Here is a 19,684-nt window from a genome sequence, read left to right as displayed (position 1 = left end):
CGGAGGTCGCACCAGGCTTCCACGCCGGCTTCAGGGCGCGCGGCGCAGCCGATGATCCGATCGATGATGCAGTGGTGCAGAGCAGGTCCGAGATCATCTCGGCGCTCCCGCCTCCGGCCGAACCGGCCGGATGTCTTGATGCGCCCAAGGCGACACCGGCTTGAACGCCGATGCGCGACATACCCTCGGTGACCCCACTCTACGCTGTTCCCCTGTTGATCGGGGAACAGCGGGGTCCGCGCGCGGTCGTCCGCGTCGCGTCCACAAAGGACAGGACCCGCTGACCTGCCTCAGGCCTCGGGTGGGTTTGCCGCCACTCGGCTGCTCCGTGGCCGGGCCCGCACCGGTTAACGGGCCGCGGACACCGCGGAAGGATCGAGCTCACCGTTGGTGAGCGCCCTGGCGACATCGCGCACCCTGGTGCCCCGCTCGCGGGCGTGGTCGACGATCAGGTCCCGTGCGTCGTCGACCCGGATGTCGAGCGTGCCCGCGACCAGACCGACGGCGTGCGCGAGCTGCACGCGGTCGTTCAGGGTGGTCAGAGTGCGTTCGGTCAGCCGGTGGACGCGCGGCGGACCGGCTTCCTGGGACAGTCCCGGCACGGCCAGGTCGGCGAGCACCTCGCCCAGGCGCTGTTGCCAGAGCTCCAGGGTGACGGGCTCGAGGTAGAGCAGGTTCAGCCCCCCGACCGTCTGCCCGTCCAGTCGCATGGGAACGGCGCGGATCGCGCGGTAACCGGCGTCCAGAGCGGCCGGCCGGAACGCGGGCCAACGGTCGTCGGCGGCGAGGTTCTCACTGGCGACGGCGATGCCGTCCTTGATGCAGTCCACGCACGGGCCCTCGTCGACCTGGGTCTGCAGGAGTTCCACGAACCGCGACCGCTCGTCGGAGGCCGACACGACCCTGATGCCGCCCCGCGGGTCGCTCAGCATCACGCCGATGGCGGAGGCGCCGAGCAACCTCGTGCACGCGGCGGTGACCTGGCGCAGCACCGCGTCGGGCTCGTGGCGGTTGGTCAGGCTCGCGGTGAGCTCGCTCAACGCGGGAACAACCTCGTCTCGGACACCGGCCACCCCCACAGCATACGGCCCGCCGAAGTACCGCAACGATCAGTCCACCAGTCGATCGGGGGAAATCCGCTGGTCGAGCACATCACGCGAGACGTCCAGCACCGACCGCCGCTCGGCGAACGCGTGCGCGCGCAGCCGCGCGAAGGCGTCTTCGAGGCCAATGCCCAGCTTCGCCGCCAGCACACCCGTGGCCATGTGGACGTCCTGATAGGACATTTCCATCCGCAGTTTGTGGTCGTCCTCGGCCAGTTCGTTCTCCAGCAACGCGAGCGTCGCCAGATCGGCCAGCACCGCCGCGTCCGCGACCGCCTCCGCGGACAGGCTGCCGGGACGACGCCGGTACAGGTCCAGCGTGCCGAGCCGGATGCCACCGACCTGCAACGGGAACGCGACCATCGCGGCGAGACCCTCCTCCGCGGTCGCGACGGCGAATCCAGGCCACCTGGCCCGCTCGGCGTGCAGGTCGCTCACCAGCACCGGGCCGCCGCTGCGATAAGCCTCCACCGCGGGACCCTCGCCCAGCGTGTACTGGAGCTCCTCCAGCAGCACGGCCCACGCGTCGCTGGCGCTGACCACCTCCTGCACCCTCGCGTCGCCGCGCAGCACCAGGGCCGCCGCGTCGACGCCGGGCAGAATGCGGACGCACACCGCGCACAGCGCCGGCGGCCAGTCGGAGCCCACGGTGCGGTCCGTGACCATCCGCTCGAGCCGATCTCGACTCTGCCCGTCCACTCTCGGCCCTTCGCGCCGGCAGTGTGTGAACCACCAGGATACGAACCGCAGTCACCCCCTCGCACCTCGCGGGCGAATCATCCCGATCACGTCGTGCTTGACGCCCGTCCGCGCGGGTAACCGGCCGCCATGGCAGATCCCGACACCACACCGCTCATCCCCGACGCTCCGCACGCACCCGGCACGCCGAGCCTCGACGACCTCGACGTACCGGACCCGGTGATCCCCCGGGAGACGCCCGCCGAGGAGCACATCGACGACGAGACCGGCCACCAGGAACCACCCGACTGACAACCGGCCGACCGGACGGGCGGCACGCACGAACAGGTGAATCCACTGTGGAGCCGAGCCGGCGAACGGGTGGCCCGCCCGCGACCACGGCGTGAGGTCGTCGGCCCACGATGCCGTTGCGCCGCACCACAACGGTACCGGCCGGCTCCCGCCTGAACCGGCTCGACCGGACGATGAACCGGTTGAGCCGACGCCAACCGGGTACACCGCGGTCATGGCGACACATGACATGGATCCGGGCGAGGACCAGGCGTCCTACACACCGCCCCACGACACCGGCTCGCCTGATGCGGTCGAGACCGATCCCGCCGCGCTCAACAGCGCCGAGGACCTCGACGAGGACCGGATCCGGCTGGATCCGCTCGAAGCGGGCATGGACCCGCCGGAGCGGTGGACCGGCGTGACCAAGTACGGCATGACGCCCTACGAGGAAGCCCACCCGCGTCCACTGGCCGACCGGCTCGCCGAGGAACAGCCCGACGTGCCGGTCGCTCCCGGGGAGCTTGACCAGGAGGTGCTGGACGAGGCCGCCGGGCGCGGACAGCTCGCGGACGAACCCGGCGGCTCGGTCGCGGCCGTGACCCGCACCCCCGAAGACCCGGTCTGACCGGTCCTCGTCCCCCTGTTCCGGCGTCCGAGCGGTCGCGGTGGCCGTCCGGGCGCTGGAACAGGACGTAGAGGTAGATCAACGCGGGCAGCAGCAGAGCGCCGGGGCGGTCCGGTGCGACGGTGCACCCGGTAACGCGTCATCGCGCCGATGCCCTCGCCACACCGGACACGCGGGCCACCCGGTCAGGACGACGGCCGGAGGGAAGACCTACGGCGAATCGCCGACCGGAGGGTGGACGAAGGCAGATGGCTCTCACCGGAACGCGCTCCCGGCCGTGGTTGCGCATGTTCCTGATCGGCTTGGCGCTGTGGGTGGCCACCGTGGTCATCACCTACGTCACGCAGAACACGAACCTCATCCCCACCATCGTGCTGCTCGGCAGCTTCCTCGTGCCCGCCACCTTCGTCTCGTGGGCTTTCGGGCACCGCCACTCCGGCGAGGTCACCGGCGAGCTGGTGTTCCGCACCTTCGCCGTCGGCGGCGTGCTCGGCGTGCTGGGCGCCTCGCTGCTGGAGAGCTACCTGCTGCACCCTTCGCCGTGGTTGTTCGTCGGCGTCGGCCTGATCGAGGAAGCGGTGAAGCTCGCCGCGCTGGCGCTGCTCACCCGGCACCTGACGCACAAGTCGGCCCGCGACGGCCTCGTGCTGGGCGCCGGTGTGGGGTTCGGGTTCGCCGCCTTCGAATCGGCGGGTTACGCGCTCACGGCGATGTTCACCCAGAACGGCCTGTCGCTGATCGACCTGGTCACCACCGAACTGCTGCGCGGTCTGCTCGCTCCGTTCGGGCACGGCCTGTGGACGGCGATCCTCGGTGCCGTGCTGTTCTCCCGCAGCACCCGAGAGCACTTCCTGCTCACCGGCCGCCTGCTCGTCGCCTACCTGGGCGTCTCGCTGCTGCACGCGCTCTGGGACTCGATGAACACCATCGCCGTGGTCGTCACCCTCGTCCTGACCGGCCAGCGGCTGCCCGCGAGCGGCTACCCGGGCCAGCCGACTTCCGCCCAGGTCGAGCTGTTCACCGTGTTCACCTGGACCGGGCTGGCGGTGATCTCGGCGCTCGGCCTGGTGTGGCTGGCCGTGCTGGTGCGGGCGTCGCGCAGGACGGTCGCACCGGTGGTCGTGCGCGGTTACCCCGTGTCCACCGACGCGCGCTGGTGGCCCGCCGGTCGGCCTCCCCGCTGAGTTCGAAGATCTCACATCGGCGTTTGGCAGCGGGCGTGGTGGGCACAAGGCGGGTATGCGAACGCCCCGAGTTCATTGGGACCAATCACTGCAGGCCCTGGCCAAGGGCTACGCCTGGCTGCCCGACCGGCGGCGCCGCATCGACGGCGACGTGGTGCACACCCGTGTGATGGGTCAGCGTGCCGTGGCCCTGTGCGGACCGGAGGCCGCGCAGTTCTTCTACGACGAGAAGAACGTCAGGCGCCACACCGCCATCCCCGGTCCGGTGCTGAGCACCCTGTTCGGTCACGGCGCGGTGCACACGCTCGACGGTGACGCGCATCGGCAGCGCAAGGCCTTCTTCCTGTCGCTGGTGACGCGGGAGTCGACCGCCTCGCTGGTCCAGTGCGTCGCGGCGGCCTGGGAGGACACCGTCGTCGGGTGGGCTCCCGGCCGCGAGGTCGTGCTGTTCGACGAGGCGAGCCGGGCGTTGACCGCGGGCGTGCGCCGCTGGGCGGGCATCCCGCTCGAGACCGGTGAGGTCGCGGCGCTGGCCGCCGACCTGGTCGCGATGGTCGACGGGTTCGCCACGGCGGGGCCCCGCCACTGGAGGGCGCGGCAGGCCCGCACGCGGCGGGAGGCGTGGCTGGGATCGCTGGTCCAGGACGTGCGCGACGGCAGGGCCGAGACACCGGAGGGCTCCGCGCTCGACGTCGTCGCCCGGCACCGGGACGCCGACGGCGAACTGCTCGACCCGCGCACGGCGGCGGTCGAGCTGCTCAACGTGATCAGGCCGACCGTCGCCGTGTGCTGGTTCGTCGCCTACGCCGGGCACGCGCTGCACCGGTGGCCGCAGCACCGGGAACCGCTCCAGGCCGGCGGTGGCTTCGCCGTCGCCTTCGCGCACGAGCTGCGCCGGTTCTACCCGTTCGCGCCCTTCCTCGGCGGTCGTGCCGCGCGGGACCTCGACCTCGCGGGAGAACGCGTTCCGGCCGGATCGCTCGTCCTGCTGGACCTCTGGGGCCAGAACCACGACAGCCGGTGGTGGCCGGACCCGTACCGGTTCGACCCCCACCGGTTCCTGCACCGCGAGATCAGCCCCTGGGAGCTCGTGCCGCAGGGCGCCGGTGACCCGCACACCGGGCACCGCTGCCCCGGCGAACCGTTCACCGTCGCGATCCTCGCCGAGCTCTGCACCCGGCTGGCGCACCGCGACTACCGGGTGCCGGAGCAGGACCTGACCATCTCGCTGAGCCGGATCCCGGCGCGTCCCCGCAGCCGTTTCGTCCTGGTCCCCACCTCGCGATGACTCACTCCTCGACCCGCTGGGTGACGACTCCGCGCACGAAGTGCTTCTGCGCCACCAGGAAGAGCAGGATCATCGGCACGGTGGCGACGACGCTCGCCGCCATCACCAGTTCCCACTGCGCCTCGCCGCCCTGGCCGAACCGGTCGAGCACCGCCTTGAGGCCGCGCGGCAACGTGTACAGCTCGGGCTCCCGCAGGTAGATCAGCGGCCTGATCAGGTCCGTCCAGGCGGCCTTGAACTCGAAGACGAACACCACGACGAGGCCGGGCCGGGCCAGCGGCAGCGCGATGGACCGGAACTGCCGCCACGGCCCGGCGCCGTCCACCCGTGCCGCGTCGAACACCTCCGCGGGCAGACCGAGGAAGAACTGGCGCAGCAGGAAGACGTAGAACGCCGAGCCGAAGAGGTTGCCGGCCCACAGCGGAACCTGCGTCGTCGCGAGTCCCACCGCGTGCCACTCCAGGTACACCGGCACCATCGTCACGGCGGCGGGCAGCATCATGGTGGCGACGACGATCCCGAAGAGGACGGTGCGCCCGCGGAACCGGAAGCGGGCGAAGCCGAACGCCACGACCGCGCTCGACACGGTGGCGGCCAGCGCCGCGGCGACGCCGACGGCCACGCTGTTGCCGACCCAGGCGAGCAGCGGCACGGCGCGCCAGACCTCGGCGTAGTTCTCCGGCCGGAACACCTCGGGCAGCAGGGCGTTGTCGAAGACCTGGGAGCGGTCCTTCAGCGACGCGCTCAACAGCCACAGGAACGGGTACGCGAACAGCACGCCGACCCCGGCGAGGGCCAGCACGACGGCAGCGCGGCGCGTCATGCCCGGTCCTCGTAGTGCACGTAGTCGCGGGAAAGCCGCACCTGCAGCGCCGTGATCGCGGCTATCACCAGGAACAGCACCCAGGCCAGCGCCGACGCGTAACCCATGCGCAGCGAGCCGAACGCCTCCTGGAACAGGTAGATCACGTAGAACAGCGCCGCGTCCCCCTCCGCCGGGCTGGACGGGCGGGCGCCGAAGAACATCGTGTAGGCCTCGGTGAACACCTGCAGCGACGCGATGGTGTTGACGATGAGCGTGAAGTACACGGTGCCGCTGATGCCGGGCAGCGTGACGTGCCAGAACTGCCGGAACGCGCTCGCGCCGTCGAGGCGCGCGGCCTCGTACCTCTCCCCCGGCACCCTGGTGAGCGCGGCCAGGTACAGCACGGCGGTGCTGCCGATGGTCCACAGGCTCATCAGCACCAGGCCGGGTTTGATCCAGGCCGGGTCGGTCGTCCACTGCGGCCCGGTGAAGCCGAACCAGCCCAACATCGCGTTGACCGCGCCGTTCTGCCCGTTGAGCAGCAACAGGAACAGCGCGGCGAGCGCGACCGGCGGTGTCATCGTCGGCAGGAACAGCACGGTGCGGAAGAAGCCGGCCGACCGCCCGGCACGGCGCAGCAGCGATGCCAGGCCGAGCGCGAGCACGATCTGCAGCGGCACGTGCAGCAGCGTGAAGAAGACGGTGTTCCACAACGCGGTCGCGGCGCGCCCGTCCCGCAGGATCTCGCGGTAGTTCGTCAGGCCGGTGAACCGCGCCGGCTTGAGCAGGTCGTAGTGGGTGAACGACAGGAACAGGCTGTAGAGCATCGGCCCGGCGGTCAGGAGGAGGAACCCGATCACCCACGGCAGCACGAACAGCCAACCGGCGCGTGCCTCGCGTGTGCTCACCGTCAACGACCCCCCACGCGGACGATCGCCCGGTCCGCCTCGCGCTGCGCCTGCGCCATCGACTCCTCCGGCGTCTGCCGGCCGAACAGCACCCTGGTGACCGCCGACTCCCACGAGCGCACCAGGTCGCTGGCCGCCGGGTTCGGTGGTAGCGCGAAAGCCTCGTCCTGCACGGACCGCACCACTTCCACCCCCTGCTGGAGCACGCGGATGCCGCGCGGGTCGAACACCTCGTTGAAGATCCTTTCGTCGGCGGCGCGGTTCGCGGTGAACGTTCCGCTGTAGGGCTTGCCCTTCTTCGCCAGCGCGTCACGGCGCGCTTCCGCCGCGGTGACCCACGTGTCCGCCGCCGTCATCGTCGCGATGAACTCGCAGGCGAGCTCCGGGTGCCGCGCGCCTTTGGGAACGGCCCAGGCCTGTCCGCCGGCTTCGGTGAGCGGATCGCCCCGCCGGTCGGTGAAGGGCGCGACCGTGACGTCGACGTCCGGCGAGTTGGCGGCGAGGGTGTTGACGTACCAGGAGTCCATGACCATGGCGGCGAGCTGGCCGCTGACGAACTCGTTGTTCGCGCCGAACGAGTCGAAGGTGTCCCGGAACGCCTTGAACGACGCCCAGCCACCCTGTGCGCGCACCAGGTCGGCGGCGAACCGGACGGCCTCGACGACGCGGGGGTCGTCCAGGTGGGGTTCGTCGCCGAGCAGGTCGGCGCCGTTCGCCTTGGCCCACAACGCCACGAACTCCGGCATCCGCGGGTCGAACCCGATCCGCTGGACCCGGCCGTCCTGCACGCGGGCCAGTGCCGCCGCGGCTTCGGCAAGGGCTTTCCAGTCCCCCGCCAGGAGCGCGGCCGGATCGACGCCCGCCTCCCGCAGCACCGGGTTGTTGAGGATGAGCACGCGAACGGTGAAGAAGTCCGGCACGCCGTAGACCGTGCCCCGGTAGGTCACCTGCCGCACCGCCGCCTCGCGGTACTGCCCGAGGTCGACCTGCCGGCTGCGCAGACACGGCCCGAGGTCCTGCACCGCTCCCCTGGCCGCGTAGCCACCGAGCTTGCGCCGGTCCGCGTACACCAGGTCCGGCGGGTCGCCCGCCGCGACCGACGAGAGGAACTGCTGCTCGTCGAACACACCCTCGTTGATCCGCAGATCGACATCAGGTCGCCGCTGCTTGAACACGGCCACGCGCGCGGTGGCGTGTTCATCGGGCAGGCCGAAGCCCATGGTGACGAGGGTGTTGGGTTGATCGGCGGCGCTCGGTCCGAGACCACCGCATCCCGCGACGAGCAGGACCACCAGCAGCGTGATCGGCCACCTGGTCATGAGCGGGCACGAGTGAGGTCGGAAGCCTTGCGGATCGCATGGTCGAGTGAGCTGTGGTCCACCGTGATCGCCGCCTTCACACAGTAGGACGTCGAAGCGCCGATCGAACGACTACCCGCATCCCGCACGCGTCAAACTTCGCGCCTTTCGCGGTGGCGCGAACCACAGCGCTGCTTCGGTTGCCACGACTCACGTCCGGGAACAATCCGCGCCGCGACCACGTCTTCCGGATGAGCGTTCGTACTGGCTCTCAGGGGAGGTGTTGCCATGGCGCTGCCGCACGACGTCGATGCCGGGAAGGCCGGCGGCGTGCTCACCGTCCGCGTGCCCAGGACCGATGCGACCGAGCCGCGCCGCATCCCCCCATCAACAGCAAGTAGCACCTGCCGTGTCTTGAAAGGAACACGAGAGTGGAGTTGTTGCCGCTGCGAACCGACTTCGACCTGTGCTGGCGCGGCTACGACCGCGACCAGGTCCAGCACTACGTACGAGGTGCGGAGGACGAGCTGCGGATGCTCGCCGCCGACCGCGACGCCGCCCTCGCGCACGCGGAGTCCCTTGCCAGGGAGCTGGAAGCCGCCCGCACGGAGAACGCGGAGCTGCGTGCGCGCGTCGACCGGATCTGCCGCGCCCCGATCGCCCCGGACGCGCTCACCGAGCGCCTCGAACGCAGGGTCGAGCTCGCGCACAGCGAGGCCGCGGAGATCACCGCGCGGGCCAGGGCCGCCGCCGAGCAGCACTGGGCCGATGCCAAGCAGGCAGCGGACAGGCTGCGCCACCGCGCCGAACGCCTCGTGGCCGACCTCGACCGGCGGCGCGCGGACATGGAGACCGAGCACCGCGAGCTCATGAACCGCGCACACGACCAGGTCGACGAGCTGACCCGGCAGGCCGAACGCCGCCGCCGCGAGCTCGACGAGCAGGCCGCCGGGGTCCGCAGCCAGATCGAGGCGGACTTCGAGCAGGCCATGGCGTTGCGCCGGGGCGAGGCGATGCGGGCGCTCGCCGAGCAGCAGCGGAGTGCGCAGGCTCGGGCCGACCGGATCGTCCGCGAGGCGACCGAGCGGGCGCGCCACCTCGTCGCCGAGGCCGAGCAGCGCGTGGAGGTCCTGCGCCGGCACCGCGAGCACCTCGCCGGGGAGCTCCGCGCGGCACAGGCGCTCCTGGCCGACGCCGAGCCGCTGCTGCGGCCCCTGCCCGAGGAGGCTCCGGCCCCGGTGCTGGTCGAGTTGATCCACCCCGACCAGCGCCCCCGCGAAACCGTTCACCGGACAACGGCGGTTCCGCGTGAACCGCGTTCGTTTGCGACCGGAATGGCCGGGTAGCCGAGCATGGTGACCGATGAACTTCCTTTGACCGACTATGACCAGCTCCCCCTGGGCGACCTGAAGCACCGCATCCGGTCGCTGAGCGAGGACGAGCTCCAACGCGTGCGCGACCACGAACGCGAGCACGGCAACCGCACCCCCGTGCTCCAGGTGATCGAGGCCCGGCTGGACGAGCTCGGCCGCGGCGCCGAGCCGGCGCCGGGCGACCAGCGCAACGCACCCCGGGTCAGCGGTGCGGCCGGCGGGTCGTCCGTCTCACCGGAGCACTCGCCGGACGGCAACACGCCGCTGCGGCACGGCGTCTACGAGCAGACGCCGGCACGCGGGCGCGACTAGGAGAGCGGTGTCGAGCCGGGGCCCCGACCGAGTGGTCGGCGGCCCCGGTGTCCTGCGCCGCGCACGCTTGCGCCGATCCGGGAGAGGTCACCGCCTCAGGGCGGCGGCGCTCGCGATGAGGTCCGCGGTCAGCTGTCCCCGGCGGAACGGGAAGGTGTGCGCGCCCGGCACGGTCGTCGACCGCCCGTCGGGTGCCGCCGCGGTGAGCCGGTCCAGCCACACCCGAGGCACGAAGGCGTCGTGCTGGCCGCGAGCCAGCAGGACGGGACACCTCACACCGGTGATGGTCCGCTCGGGTTCGTCGTGCTGCGCGGAGCGCACGAACCGCGCGATCGCCCTGGGGCCTCCCCGCAGGTAGTCGGGCACCGTCGCCGGCACGAGGCTGGGCGGCTCGTGGAGGAAGTTGCGGACGAAGCCCTGCGCCGCTCCGGCCAGGACGCGCTGCTCCGGCGGGAAGGTCGGCCCCAGCAGGGCCAGCGCGGCGACGCGGTCCGGGTGCGCCGCGGCGACGTGGAGTGCCGCCTGCGCGCCCGTGGAATGCCCCATCAGCACGACCGGGACCTCGGTGACCCTGGTCAGCCACGCCGACACGGTCTCCGCGATGGCGGGAACCTCCGGAGCGCACGCCCCCGGACCGCGATGACCGAAGCCGGGCACGTCGAGCAGGACGGTCCTCGCCCAGCCGGCACACGCGTCCACCGTGTCCACCAGGTAGCCCAGCGCCCCCAGGCCGGGCACGATGACGACGAGCGGGCCCTGCGTGCGCTCCCAGCCCGCCTCCACGCTCCGCACCGGCCGCCCGGACACCTCGTCCCACCGCTCACGGCGGGGTCGTCGCTGCTCGTGCGGCACAGGAGCCTCCTTCGCGGCATCGCCTGCAGGAGGGCTACCGCCCGCACCGGGCCGGAAACGTGATCGTGCTCGTGTTTGCGGCGGGGCCTACGCCCGGTCCGAGGGCATCGTGGGCAGGTAGGCGGGTGCCCGTCGCGCCGACGCCGCGTGTTCGAAGGCCGCCGCGAGCCGCAGGACCGCCGCGTCCGTGCCGTGCCCGCCGATGAAGGACATCCCGATCGGCAGCGGCCCCGCGAACCCCGCGGGGACCGTGATGCTCGGGTAGCCCGCGACCGCGGCGGGCGTGGCGGTGCTCGGTGCGGGCGAGTCGCTGACGTCGACGGCGCGGGCGGGCCCGTTGGTGGGCGTCATGACCACGTCTAGGCGGTGGGCGGCCAGCACCTCGTCGATCGACCGGCGCGCGAGGCGAGTCGCCGTGCGCCGCTGGGCGAGGTAGGCGGGATCGGTGATCGGCGGCGCCTTCTCGGCGTCGTGGAACAGCTCCTGCCCGAACGTGCTCAGCTCGACCGGGTCCGCCTCGTTGAACTCGATCAGCTCGCGCACCGTGCGGGGCACGCCCTGCCGGGTGCGCAGGTACTCCTCCAGGTCGTGCTTGAACTCGCTGAGCACCGCGAGCCGCCCGGCGGCCTCGATCCGGTCCAGGTGGGACAGCCCGACGTCGACCACCACCGCGCCGCATCGGCGCAGCAGCTCCACCGCCGACTCCACGACCCGGTCCGTCTCGGTGCCGAACCCCGTCCGACGCCACACGCCCACCCGCACGCCCCGCAGGGACGCAGGCGTGAAGACGGGATCGGCCTCGCGTCCTTCCAGGACCGCCGTCAGGATCGCGGCGTCCACGACGTGCCGCGCCAGCGGGCCCGGCGTGTCCTGCCTGGCCGAGATCGGCACGATCCCGGTCCCGCTGATCCTGCCGCGGGTCGGCTTGAACCCGACGACGCCGGTGTGGCCGGCCGGGCACACGATCGAGCCGTTGGTCTCGGTGCCGACGGCGACCTGGGCCAGTGACGCCGCCACGGCCACGGCCGAGCCCGACGACGAGCCGCTCGGGCTGCGGTCGAGCACGTGCGGGTTGACGGTCTGCCCGCCGACCGCCGACCAGCCGGACACCGACCACGGCGAGCGGAAGTTGCCCCACTCCGACATGGCCGCCTTGCCCAGCACCACGGCCCCGGCCGCGCGGAGGTGGGTGACCAGCTCCGCGTCGCGCCTCGGCGGGACGCCGAGCGCGCGGGACCCGGCCGTGGTCGCCAGGCCCGCGGTGTCGATGTTGTCCTTGAGCAGGACGGGGATGCCGTCCACCAGTCCGCGCGACCGCCCGAGCGCCCGCCTCAGGTCGCTCTCCTCGGCCTGGCGCAGCGCCGTCGGGTCGACCGCGACCACCGACCGCACCAGCCCGTCCACGGCGGCGATGCGGCGCAGGTAGGCGCGGGTCAGCTCGACCGAGCTGAGGGTGCCGTCCGCCATCCGGCCGGCGAGCAGGGGGATCGTGGCGAGGTCGAGGTCCACGTCCGGACCGGCGTCGATCGCCGGTGCGCCGGCGGACAGGAGCTGCATGAAGACATTGCGAGGCCACGAAGCTTCCACGTCAAGACATAAACGGCCGACTCAAACGTGCTTTTGATCACACGGCAGTCGCGCGCGTCACGCGTGATCGTCCACGTTCGGGGTATTTGCCGTTTGTCAACTGAAACTCTCTCAAGGAGGACGTCATGTGTGGTATCGCCGGTGAGGTGGTGACGGATCAGGCGGATCCTGACCTCGGCGCGGTGGAGCGCATGACGCGATCCTTGTGGTCGCGGGGGCCGGACGGCGCCGGCCACTGGTCAGAAGGCCGGGTCGCGCTCGGACACCGGAGGCTGTCCATCATCGACCTGTCCGACGCCGGCACCCAGCCCATGGTCGACGACGAGCTCGGGCTCGCCGTGGCGTTCAACGGGTGCATCTACAACTACCAGGAGTTGCGCGCGGAACTGTCCGATCAGTACCGCTTCACGTCCACAAGCGACACCGAGGTGATCCTCAAGGCCTACGACCGCTGGGGCGAACGGTTCGTCGACCACCTCGTCGGCATGTTCGCGATCGCGCTGGTCGACCGGCGGCGCGACCGCGTGCTGCTGGTGAGGGACCGGCTGGGCATCAAGCCCCTCTACGTCGCCGAGGTGCGCGGGCGGACGCGGTTCGCCTCCACGCTGCCCGCGCTGCTGGCCGGCGGCGGCGTCGACACCGAGCTCGACCCTGTCGGCCTGCACCACTACCTCACCTGGCACTCCATCGTCCCGGCACCGCACACGATCCTCCGCGGCGTGCGCAAGCTGCCGCCCGCCACGATGCGCGTCCTCGAACGGGGACGCGCACCCCGCGACCACGTCTACTGGCAGCCGTCGTACACGCGGCGGCCCGAGCACGCGGAGTGGACGGCGCAGGACTGGCAGGACGCGGTTCGCGAAGCGTTGCGCGTCGCGGTGCGGCGTCGCACGGTGTCCGACGTCGAGGTCGGCGTGCTGCTCTCCGGCGGGCTCGACTCCAGCCTCCTGGTCGCCCTGCTCACCGAGGAGGGACAGCGGCCCAGCACCTTCAGCATCGGGTTCACCGACCGCGACGGCGTGGACGGCGACGAGTTCGCCTACTCCGACGCCGTCGCGCAGAAGTTCGGCACCGACCACCACCAGCTTCGCATCGGCGACGAGCAGATCGCCGCGGCGGTCGAGCACACCGTCGGGTCGATGAGCGAGCCGATGGGCAGCCACGACGTGACCGCGTTCCACCTCGTGTGCCGCGAGGTCTCCCGGCACGTCAAGGTCGTGCAGTGCGGGCAGGGCGCCGACGAGGTGTTCGCCGGCTACCGCTACCACCAGCCCGCGGCCGCCGCGGCACGGCACCTCGTGACCGAGGTGTTCCGCGACGCGTTCCACGACCTCGGCCACGACGAGCTCGCGCGGCTCGTCGAGCCGGACCGGCTGCCCGGCCACGACGTCAGCGGCGACCTGATCGCCCGGCACCTCGCCGCCCCCGGCGCGGAGACGGCGCTGGACGCCGTGCTGCGCACCGACACCCATCTGCTGATGCCCGACGACCCGGTCAAGCGGGTCGACAACATGGCGATGGCCTGGGGCGTCGAGGCACGCGTGCCGTTCCTCGACCAGGACTTGGTCGAACTGGTCGCCGCGTGTCCGCCGGAGCTCAAGTCCGCCCAGGGCGGCAAGGGGATCCTCAAGGACATCGGGCGTGACGTGCTGCCCGTCGACGTGGTCGACCGGCCGAAGGGGTACTTCCCCGTCCCCGCACTGACCCGGCTCGACGGCGAGGTCCTCGACCTGTTGCGCTCCGCCCTGAGCTCCCCCGCCGCCCGCCGGCGCGGCGTGCTGCGCCCCGGCTACGTCGACGCCCTGCTCGCCGACCCGAACGGCCAGACCACCAAGACCGGCGGGAACGCGCTGTGGCACCTCGGTGTGCTGGAGATGTGGCTGCAGCAGCACGGCATCGGCTGAGCGCCACCACTCGCCCGCGGCCGCACCGGCCCGCGTCCACCGGGATCCGGTGACCGAGTCGGTGCGGCCGAGTGGGTGGCAGCGGCACCACGCCCGTCCGGCGAGCCACACGAGATCGCCCGCCGCGCGCCTCAGGGCTCACGCGGCGGGCGATCCGGACTCGGCGCCGCCATCGGCCGTGCGGGACCTCACGCCCGCCCGGCAACGCCTCCCCGCAACGCCGTCCGGGCACGCCGTCGTTCCCGATGCCCGCTCTCCCCGGACATCCCCACCGCGGCGAGGCTGTCGTCCGACGAGCGCTCCGGCCCGTCGACATCGAGCAAGCCGAGCAACGACTCCACTCCGCCACCGCAGGCACGGCGCTGGCGGTCGGCGCCGCCTCCGTTGCGCCGCAACACTTCCAGGCCACGCTCCACCAGCGGAAGATCACCGTTGGCGTCGAGCACGGGTCGCAGGCGGCGCACCAGGTCGTCCAGCAACCGCCGCACCGGCAGCAGCCGGCTGGACAGCACGTCCCAGGCGCGGCCCGCGATCCCGTCCCTGGCCGCCCGCCAGCAGGCCTGGCGCAGCATCTCGGGAGGAACGGGTACGGCCAGCACGCCGCGTTCGACGTCCATCACCGCCGTGGCAACCAAAGCGCGCACGAGCGCAGCCAGCAGCACCGCCTCGTCGACGCTCGCGGCGACGTCCGCGATGCGCACCTCGACGGTCGGCAGGTGAGCGGACGGCCGGACATCCCAGTAGATCGACCCGCGGTCGAGCGCGGTGCCCGCCTCGATCACCGTGTCGCACACGGACTCGTAGTGCTGCCACGACGTGAAGTACGGCGGCGGACCGGACACCGGCCACCGCGACCAGATCATCGAACGCCAGCTCGCGAAACCGGTGTCGTTCCCCCGCGAGAACGGGGAGTTCGCCGCGATCGCGCCGAGCACGGGCAGCCACGGCCGCACGTGGTTGCAGACCTGGACCGCGGTCTCCCGGTCGGGCACGGCGACGTGCACGTGGCATCCGCAGATCAGCTGTTGCGCTGCCAGCGCCCCGAACTCGCGGGCCAGCCGCCGGTACCGCAGGCTGTCCGTGATCATGCCCACCTCGTCGCCCAGCGGCGGCGCACCCACCGCGATGGCCCGGCAGCCCGCCATGCGCGCGGCCTTCCCGACCGCGCGGCGGGTGCTGATCAGCTCATGCCGCACCTGCTCGGCGTCACCGCACACCGGGGTGTTGGTCTCCACCTGCGCCATGGTCAGCTCGTAGTCCAGGCCGAGCCCGAAGAACTCCCGCGCGACGGCGACGACCTCGTCCGACCGGTTCACCGGCAACCCGGTCACGGGGTGCACCAGGAGGAATTCTTCCTCCACACCGACAGTCGGACTCCACACATCGGACGAACGTGCCTGTTCCACGTCTCACCGCCTTGTCCTTGGCGCGTACAGCACCGAGATGGTCCGGCACCTGCTTCACCGGCGGTCGACCGCCCGTCGTCACGAGTGGCATTGGTCGTATTCCCTGGTATACGTCCACAAAACGTCATCTGCGTCGCTGTACGTCCTTTTGAGACTCCCGTCGCGAAGGTCACCACGTGCGCCGGAACCGTCATCACGACCACGAACGGTCCAACGGCTGCGCACGTGCGCGCTAAACCGGCTGCCGGGGGCGACCCGCTCCTCCACCGCGTGCGGCACGGGGCCTACCGGCACATCACCGGATGACGTGTGAAGCAGGCTGTGCCGGGTAGCCCTCCGCTGCGGTACGCCTGCCGCCCGCCGACGAAAGGGAACCGTGAACCACTCGGAGCAACGGCAGACCGAACGCCGGCTCGCCGTCGACGACACCGTGCGGCTGCGGGCGAACCGCCGCCCCGTCCGCCTGGCCGTCGACCTGCTCGGCGTGCTCGGCATCGTGGCCGGCGCCTGGACGGCCACCTTCACGCTGGTCTTCGGGGGCGCGCTGGTGCTGATGGCCGGTGCGTGCCTGCACGCCACGTGCCGGCACCGCTCACGGCCGTGCTGAGCAAGCACCCCTCCGGCGCGTGCGGGCGGCCGGTGGCGCTCAGAACCCCAGCTCGTCGCTCTTGATCCACCGGGCCAGCACGACGGAGGCGTCGTCCCGCAGCGCGCCGTTCTGGTGCGCCAGCAGGGCCTTGACCAGCCGCCGGGCCGTCTCCGGCGGTGGGTGACCGGCCGCGGCCTCCCGTTCCAGGAAGTCCGCCAGCCGGGTCTCGCCGAAGAGCTCGCCGTTCACGTCGCGGGCCTCCGTGACTCCGTCGGTGTGCAGGACGAGCCAGTCATCGGGCTGCAGGACCTCCTCGGCGATGGTGAGCTCACCGGTCCCCAGCCCGAACGGCGGCCGTTGTCCGCCGGTGAGGCGTTTGACGACTTTGCCGGACCGCAGCACCAGCGGTGGCGGGTGCCCGGCGTTGAGGTAGCGCAGGCGGCCGCTGCCCAGGTCCAGCTCGGCGAGGACACCGGTCGCGAACGCGCCGTCGGGGAACTGGCCGGTGATCGTCTCGTCGATGGCGCCTGCCTGGTCGAACAGGCCGTGGCCCACGCGGCGGTTGCTGCGGCAGGCGGCCAGTGCCGCCGCGGCGACGAACCCGTCGCGCAGGGTGTGGCCGACGGCGTCGAAGATCGCGAGCGACGCCGTCGACGGCGACAACGCGTAGTCGAAGGCGTCGCCACCGACCTCGTAGCAGGGCTCCAGCACGCCGGCGACGGCGAAGTTGTCGGTCGCCGCCGTGAGCGGGGGCAGCAGCTGCCAGATCAGGTCCGCCGCCGGGCTCCGCTGCCGCTGCAGACGAACCGCGTCCAGGCCATCGCCGTAGTTGGTGCTGATGGTGACCAGATGGCCGATGAGGGCCGACAGCCAGCGGCACCGCAGGCGCAGGTCCGGGTCCTGCAGATCCGTTCCCTCGGGCGGGGTCACGTCCAGGACGCCGAGGCGTTCCACCCCGTCGAGCAGAGGAACCCACAACCGCTGATGCCCGCCGGTGGTGCTGGCGAGCGTCTGCACCGTGCGGAAGGCGCGCCCCGCCAGGCTCGTGTCCACCCCCACGGGAGTGCGGTCGCAGTCGTCCGGGCCGCCCAGCGGGTGCAGCACCTGCTGCTGGTAGTCGACGAGGTAGATCGCGATCCGCAGTCCCAGCGCCCGGCCCGCGCGCGCCGCGGCGGCGGGGAGCTGTTCCGGTGGCGCCTGGTGCATGCCGTCGAGCAGGTCCACCAGACTCGCCAGCGGTCCGGTCCGCGGGCGGCCGGGCCTGGCCGGGAAGGTGTAGGGCACCCGGTGCGGCCAGGTGAGCTCGTCAAGACGCTCGTTGATCGCGTGCGCCAGCATGTCCCGCTGCACCGCGGGCAACGGCATCAAGCCGTGCAGGTACGCCTCGACCTCGACCAAGCCCGCCTCGCCGCCGAGGGCGAAGTACCGCGTCCACAACTGCTCCAGCGTCAGATCGGCCCGGCCGAACGCGAGCCACAGCGCGCGACGCTGCTCATCTTCCTGCGAGGCTTGCTGATCGGAGGACATGGCGATCAGCGGTCGCGCCGGACGGTGGAGCGCACGAGAGCGCCGGCCAAGTCGCGCAGCTTCTTGTTCTCCTCGTGGGAGCGCCGCGCCAGCACGGCGAAAGCGGTCCCCTCGTCGACATGTTCACGGGCCATGACGATCCCCTTGGCCATGTTGATCACATCGCGGCCGCGCAGCGCGTCGGTGAGCGCCTCGCTCAGTCTTCTGGCGTTCTCGAACGACCGCATGTTGGCCACCAGGATCGCGGACTGCGCGGCGAACATCGTGAGCAGGTACTCCTCTCGTTCCCCGAAGACTCCCGGCCTGCGGCCGTACACCTTGATGGCACCCAGCGCGTCGCCTCCGGCGACCATCGGTGCGCTCAACGCCGACCGCATCTCGGACTTCCTGGCGGCAGCGATCCAGCGCGGCCACCGCTCGTCCCCGGCGACGTCGTCGATCCTGACCACATGACGCCGTTCCCACGCGTGCAGGCACGGCCCCTCCCCCAGTTCGTACTGGAGCCCGTCGAGGTGGTCGACGATCGGATCGGTGGCCGCCGCGGTCGCTCTGCGGCCCTGCTCGTCGAGCAACGTCACACCGGCTCCCGCGGTGCCGGGAAGCGCTTCTCCGGCCAAGGACGTCACCAGGCTCAACGCCGTGCCCACCGTTTCCCGGGACAGCAACAGACCCGACATCCGCGCGGACACGGCGGCCAGCTCGTCCGCCAGCGGCAGGTCGTGGTTCATCCGCAGTCACACCTCCCGCGCCGGCTCGCTGCCTTCTCCGATGAACGGCGTGCACCGGTGCACCGGGCTTCCCCGCAGGTTCCACGTCAAACCGGGCACTGCCGTCACCGGAGAAGCCGGACCGCGCTAAGCTGATGTCGTCTGTGGTCTTCCGTGCGCCGAAAACTGGCGCTCACCACAAACATCTGTGGTGGACGGGATACCGGACGTCGCACGACTTGTCCGGTTCAGCCCAGAGCCGGCGGGACCTACCCGCCGTGCGCCCTCGCCGTGGAGTTCCCGTCACTCGGCGAGGGGACGACCATGCCAGCTTCGAAGCACCTGGATCCGCTGCTGCCTGTCGTCCTGGACGAGATCACCACCGCGCTGGAGCGGCTTTCGGAGGCGCTCAGCCGTGAGGACGACCTGCGGCAGCTGATGCACCAGGTGTGCGAGCAGGTCGTACGCGCGGTGCCGGGGCTGGACGAAGCGACCGTGACCCTGCTCGACGACGGCAAGCCGTTCACCGCCGCGAGCACGAGCGACCTCGTCGCCCGGCTGGACGGAGTGCAGTACGACCTGGCCGACGGTCCTTGCCTGGAGGCCTCCAGGACCGGCCGGGTGGCGCGGGCGACGATCGACGAGGTGGAAGAGCGCTGGCCCGTTCTCGGCGCCGAGTGCCGCGCCGCCGGGATGGTCAGCTTCCTGTCCGCGCCGCTGACCGTGGACGACAAGCACTCCGGTGCGATCAACGGCTACTCCAAGCAGGACCACGGTTTCCGGGAGCTGGACGCTCCGCTGCTGGCGCTCTACACCACCGCCGTGGAAACGGCCCTGCGCAGCCACAGCATGTACCTGCGGGCGTTCCGGCTCGCCGGGCAGCTCCGCGCCGCACTGACGACGCGCGCCGTGATCGACCAGGCCAAAGGTGTTCTCATGGCCGTGCACGGAATCACCGCCGACGAAGCCTTCCGCATGCTCGCCGAGCAGTCGCAGCGCGAGAACGTCAAGCTCCACGCGCTGGCAGAACGGTTCATCGCCACCATCATCGGTCAGCCCGCCCCGGAACAGAACGGTTCCGGGCAAGACGCGTGACGGGCGCCGGATCGCGTCGGCCTGCCCTGTCTTGACCCGAGTCACCGCGGAGCGCGCCACGTCCGTCCTGCCGGGACGGACATGGCGCGTTCCGCGTTCCTGCGTTCAACCGCGGACCTACCCGGTTGAACACCCGGCCGAACAGGTCA

At 71.7% G+C, this 19,684-nt stretch carries 19 protein-coding genes; 9 read left to right on the top strand and 10 right to left on the bottom strand.

Translation table 11 applies throughout. From position 1 onward, the window contains the following. Positions 1-347: 347 nt before the first annotated feature. Both BMW88_RS27420 and BMW88_RS27415 read right to left on the bottom strand, forming a co-directional pair. On the bottom strand, positions 348-1,073 hold the full coding sequence (locus BMW88_RS27420) for a GAF and ANTAR domain-containing protein (protein ID WP_089955765.1): 726 nt from the start codon (positions 1,071-1,073) through the stop codon (positions 348-350). Positions 1,074-1,109: 36 nt separating this feature from the next. Then, complete coding sequence (locus tag BMW88_RS27415) at positions 1,110-1,769, bottom strand: GAF and ANTAR domain-containing protein (protein ID WP_089955686.1); 660 nt, start codon at positions 1,767-1,769, stop codon at positions 1,110-1,112. A 162-nt stretch (positions 1,770-1,931) separates the two neighbouring features. Between BMW88_RS27415 and BMW88_RS42155 the strand changes: the two genes are divergently transcribed. The 4 genes from BMW88_RS42155 to BMW88_RS27400 all read left to right on the top strand — a co-directional run bounded on the left by BMW88_RS42155 (position 1,932) and on the right by BMW88_RS27400 (position 5,172). Next, on the top strand, positions 1,932-2,093 hold the full coding sequence (locus BMW88_RS42155) for a hypothetical protein (protein ID WP_177221373.1): 162 nt from the start codon (positions 1,932-1,934) through the stop codon (positions 2,091-2,093). A 229-nt stretch (positions 2,094-2,322) separates the two neighbouring features. Then, positions 2,323-2,700, top strand: a complete 378-nt coding sequence (locus BMW88_RS27410; protein ID WP_089955683.1) for a hypothetical protein — start codon at positions 2,323-2,325, stop codon at positions 2,698-2,700. A 248-nt stretch (positions 2,701-2,948) separates the two neighbouring features. After that, positions 2,949-3,884 carry a PrsW family intramembrane metalloprotease gene (locus BMW88_RS27405; protein WP_089955680.1) on the top strand — a complete coding sequence of 312 codons (936 nt, stop codon included), beginning with the start codon at positions 2,949-2,951 and terminating at the stop codon, positions 3,882-3,884. 55 nt (positions 3,885-3,939) lie between these two features. Then, positions 3,940-5,172 carry a cytochrome P450 gene (locus BMW88_RS27400; protein ID WP_089955678.1) on the top strand — a complete coding sequence of 411 codons (1,233 nt, stop codon included), beginning with the start codon at positions 3,940-3,942 and terminating at the stop codon, positions 5,170-5,172. 1 nt (position 5,173) lies between these two features. Here BMW88_RS27400 and BMW88_RS27395 read toward each other — a convergent pair whose 3' ends face one another. The 3 genes from BMW88_RS27395 to BMW88_RS27385 are packed head-to-tail and all read right to left on the bottom strand — an operon-like array spanning position 5,174 to position 8,204. After that, the gene (locus tag BMW88_RS27395) at positions 5,174-5,995 is read right to left on the bottom strand and encodes a carbohydrate ABC transporter permease (protein ID WP_089955675.1); all 822 of its coding nucleotides are present in this window, start codon (positions 5,993-5,995) and stop codon (positions 5,174-5,176) included. Beyond that, positions 5,992-6,885: a carbohydrate ABC transporter permease gene (locus BMW88_RS27390; RefSeq protein ID WP_245778083.1), complete on the bottom strand. Its 894-nt coding sequence runs from the start codon at positions 6,883-6,885 to the stop codon at positions 5,992-5,994. The genes BMW88_RS27395 and BMW88_RS27390 overlap by 4 nt, the downstream gene beginning before the upstream one ends. Before the next feature lie 2 nt (positions 6,886-6,887). Then, entirely contained in the window at positions 6,888-8,204 is a 1,317-nt protein-coding gene (locus BMW88_RS27385) for an ABC transporter substrate-binding protein (protein ID WP_089955673.1), read from the bottom strand. 410 nt (positions 8,205-8,614) lie between these two features. On the opposite strand from BMW88_RS27385, the gene BMW88_RS27380 reads away from it, so the two are divergent. After that, on the top strand, positions 8,615-9,529 hold the full coding sequence (locus BMW88_RS27380; protein ID WP_089955662.1) for a coiled-coil domain-containing protein: 915 nt from the start codon (positions 8,615-8,617) through the stop codon (positions 9,527-9,529). Between the two features lie 27 nt (positions 9,530-9,556). Then, positions 9,557-9,868, top strand: coding sequence for a DUF8129 domain-containing protein (locus BMW88_RS27375; protein WP_245778082.1), 312 nt, complete (start codon positions 9,557-9,559; stop codon positions 9,866-9,868). Between the two features lie 87 nt (positions 9,869-9,955). On the opposite strand, the gene BMW88_RS27370 is transcribed toward BMW88_RS27375, so the two are convergent. Together BMW88_RS27370 and BMW88_RS27365 are read right to left on the bottom strand one after the other, a co-directional pair. Continuing rightward, positions 9,956-10,720 carry an alpha/beta fold hydrolase gene (locus tag BMW88_RS27370; protein ID WP_089955656.1) on the bottom strand — a complete coding sequence of 255 codons (765 nt, stop codon included), beginning with the start codon at positions 10,718-10,720 and terminating at the stop codon, positions 9,956-9,958. Positions 10,721-10,807: 87 nt separating this feature from the next. Next, positions 10,808-12,277, bottom strand: coding sequence for an amidase family protein (locus BMW88_RS27365; protein WP_089955655.1), 1,470 nt, complete (start codon positions 12,275-12,277; stop codon positions 10,808-10,810). Positions 12,278-12,432: 155 nt separating this feature from the next. Here BMW88_RS27365 and BMW88_RS27360 point away from each other — a divergent pair, with 155 nt between their 5' ends. After that, positions 12,433-14,211, top strand: coding sequence for an N-acetylglutaminylglutamine amidotransferase (locus BMW88_RS27360; protein ID WP_089955652.1), 1,779 nt, complete (start codon positions 12,433-12,435; stop codon positions 14,209-14,211). Positions 14,212-14,399: 188 nt separating this feature from the next. On the opposite strand, the gene BMW88_RS27355 is transcribed toward BMW88_RS27360, so the two are convergent. After that, entirely contained in the window at positions 14,400-15,593 is a 1,194-nt protein-coding gene (locus BMW88_RS27355; protein WP_281249449.1) for a carboxylate-amine ligase, read from the bottom strand. 400 nt (positions 15,594-15,993) lie between these two features. Here BMW88_RS27355 and BMW88_RS27350 point away from each other — a divergent pair, with 400 nt between their 5' ends. Next, on the top strand, positions 15,994-16,224 hold the full coding sequence (locus BMW88_RS27350; protein WP_089955651.1) for a hypothetical protein: 231 nt from the start codon (positions 15,994-15,996) through the stop codon (positions 16,222-16,224). A 39-nt stretch (positions 16,225-16,263) separates the two neighbouring features. Here the strand turns inward: BMW88_RS27350 and BMW88_RS27345 are convergent, their stop codons facing one another. Together BMW88_RS27345 and BMW88_RS27340 are read right to left on the bottom strand one after the other, a co-directional pair. Further along, positions 16,264-17,733: a PP2C family protein-serine/threonine phosphatase gene (locus BMW88_RS27345; RefSeq protein WP_089955648.1), complete on the bottom strand. Its 1,470-nt coding sequence runs from the start codon at positions 17,731-17,733 to the stop codon at positions 16,264-16,266. Between the two features lie 5 nt (positions 17,734-17,738). Continuing rightward, positions 17,739-18,461 carry a GAF and ANTAR domain-containing protein gene (locus tag BMW88_RS27340; RefSeq protein ID WP_089955645.1) on the bottom strand — a complete coding sequence of 241 codons (723 nt, stop codon included), beginning with the start codon at positions 18,459-18,461 and terminating at the stop codon, positions 17,739-17,741. A 303-nt stretch (positions 18,462-18,764) separates the two neighbouring features. Between BMW88_RS27340 and BMW88_RS27335 the strand changes: the two genes are divergently transcribed. Then, a complete protein-coding gene (locus BMW88_RS27335) occupies positions 18,765-19,535 on the top strand; it encodes a GAF and ANTAR domain-containing protein (protein WP_089955761.1) in 771 nt (256 codons plus the stop codon). Positions 19,536-19,684: the final 149 nt, after the last annotated feature.

The sequence above is a fragment of the Lentzea xinjiangensis genome (genome assembly GCF_900110955.1).
Taxonomy (GTDB): Bacteria; Actinomycetota; Actinomycetes; order Mycobacteriales; family Pseudonocardiaceae; genus Lentzea; species Lentzea xinjiangensis.
Note: the sequence above shows the minus strand (reverse complement) of the source record. Positions and strands in the feature narration are given on the sequence as shown.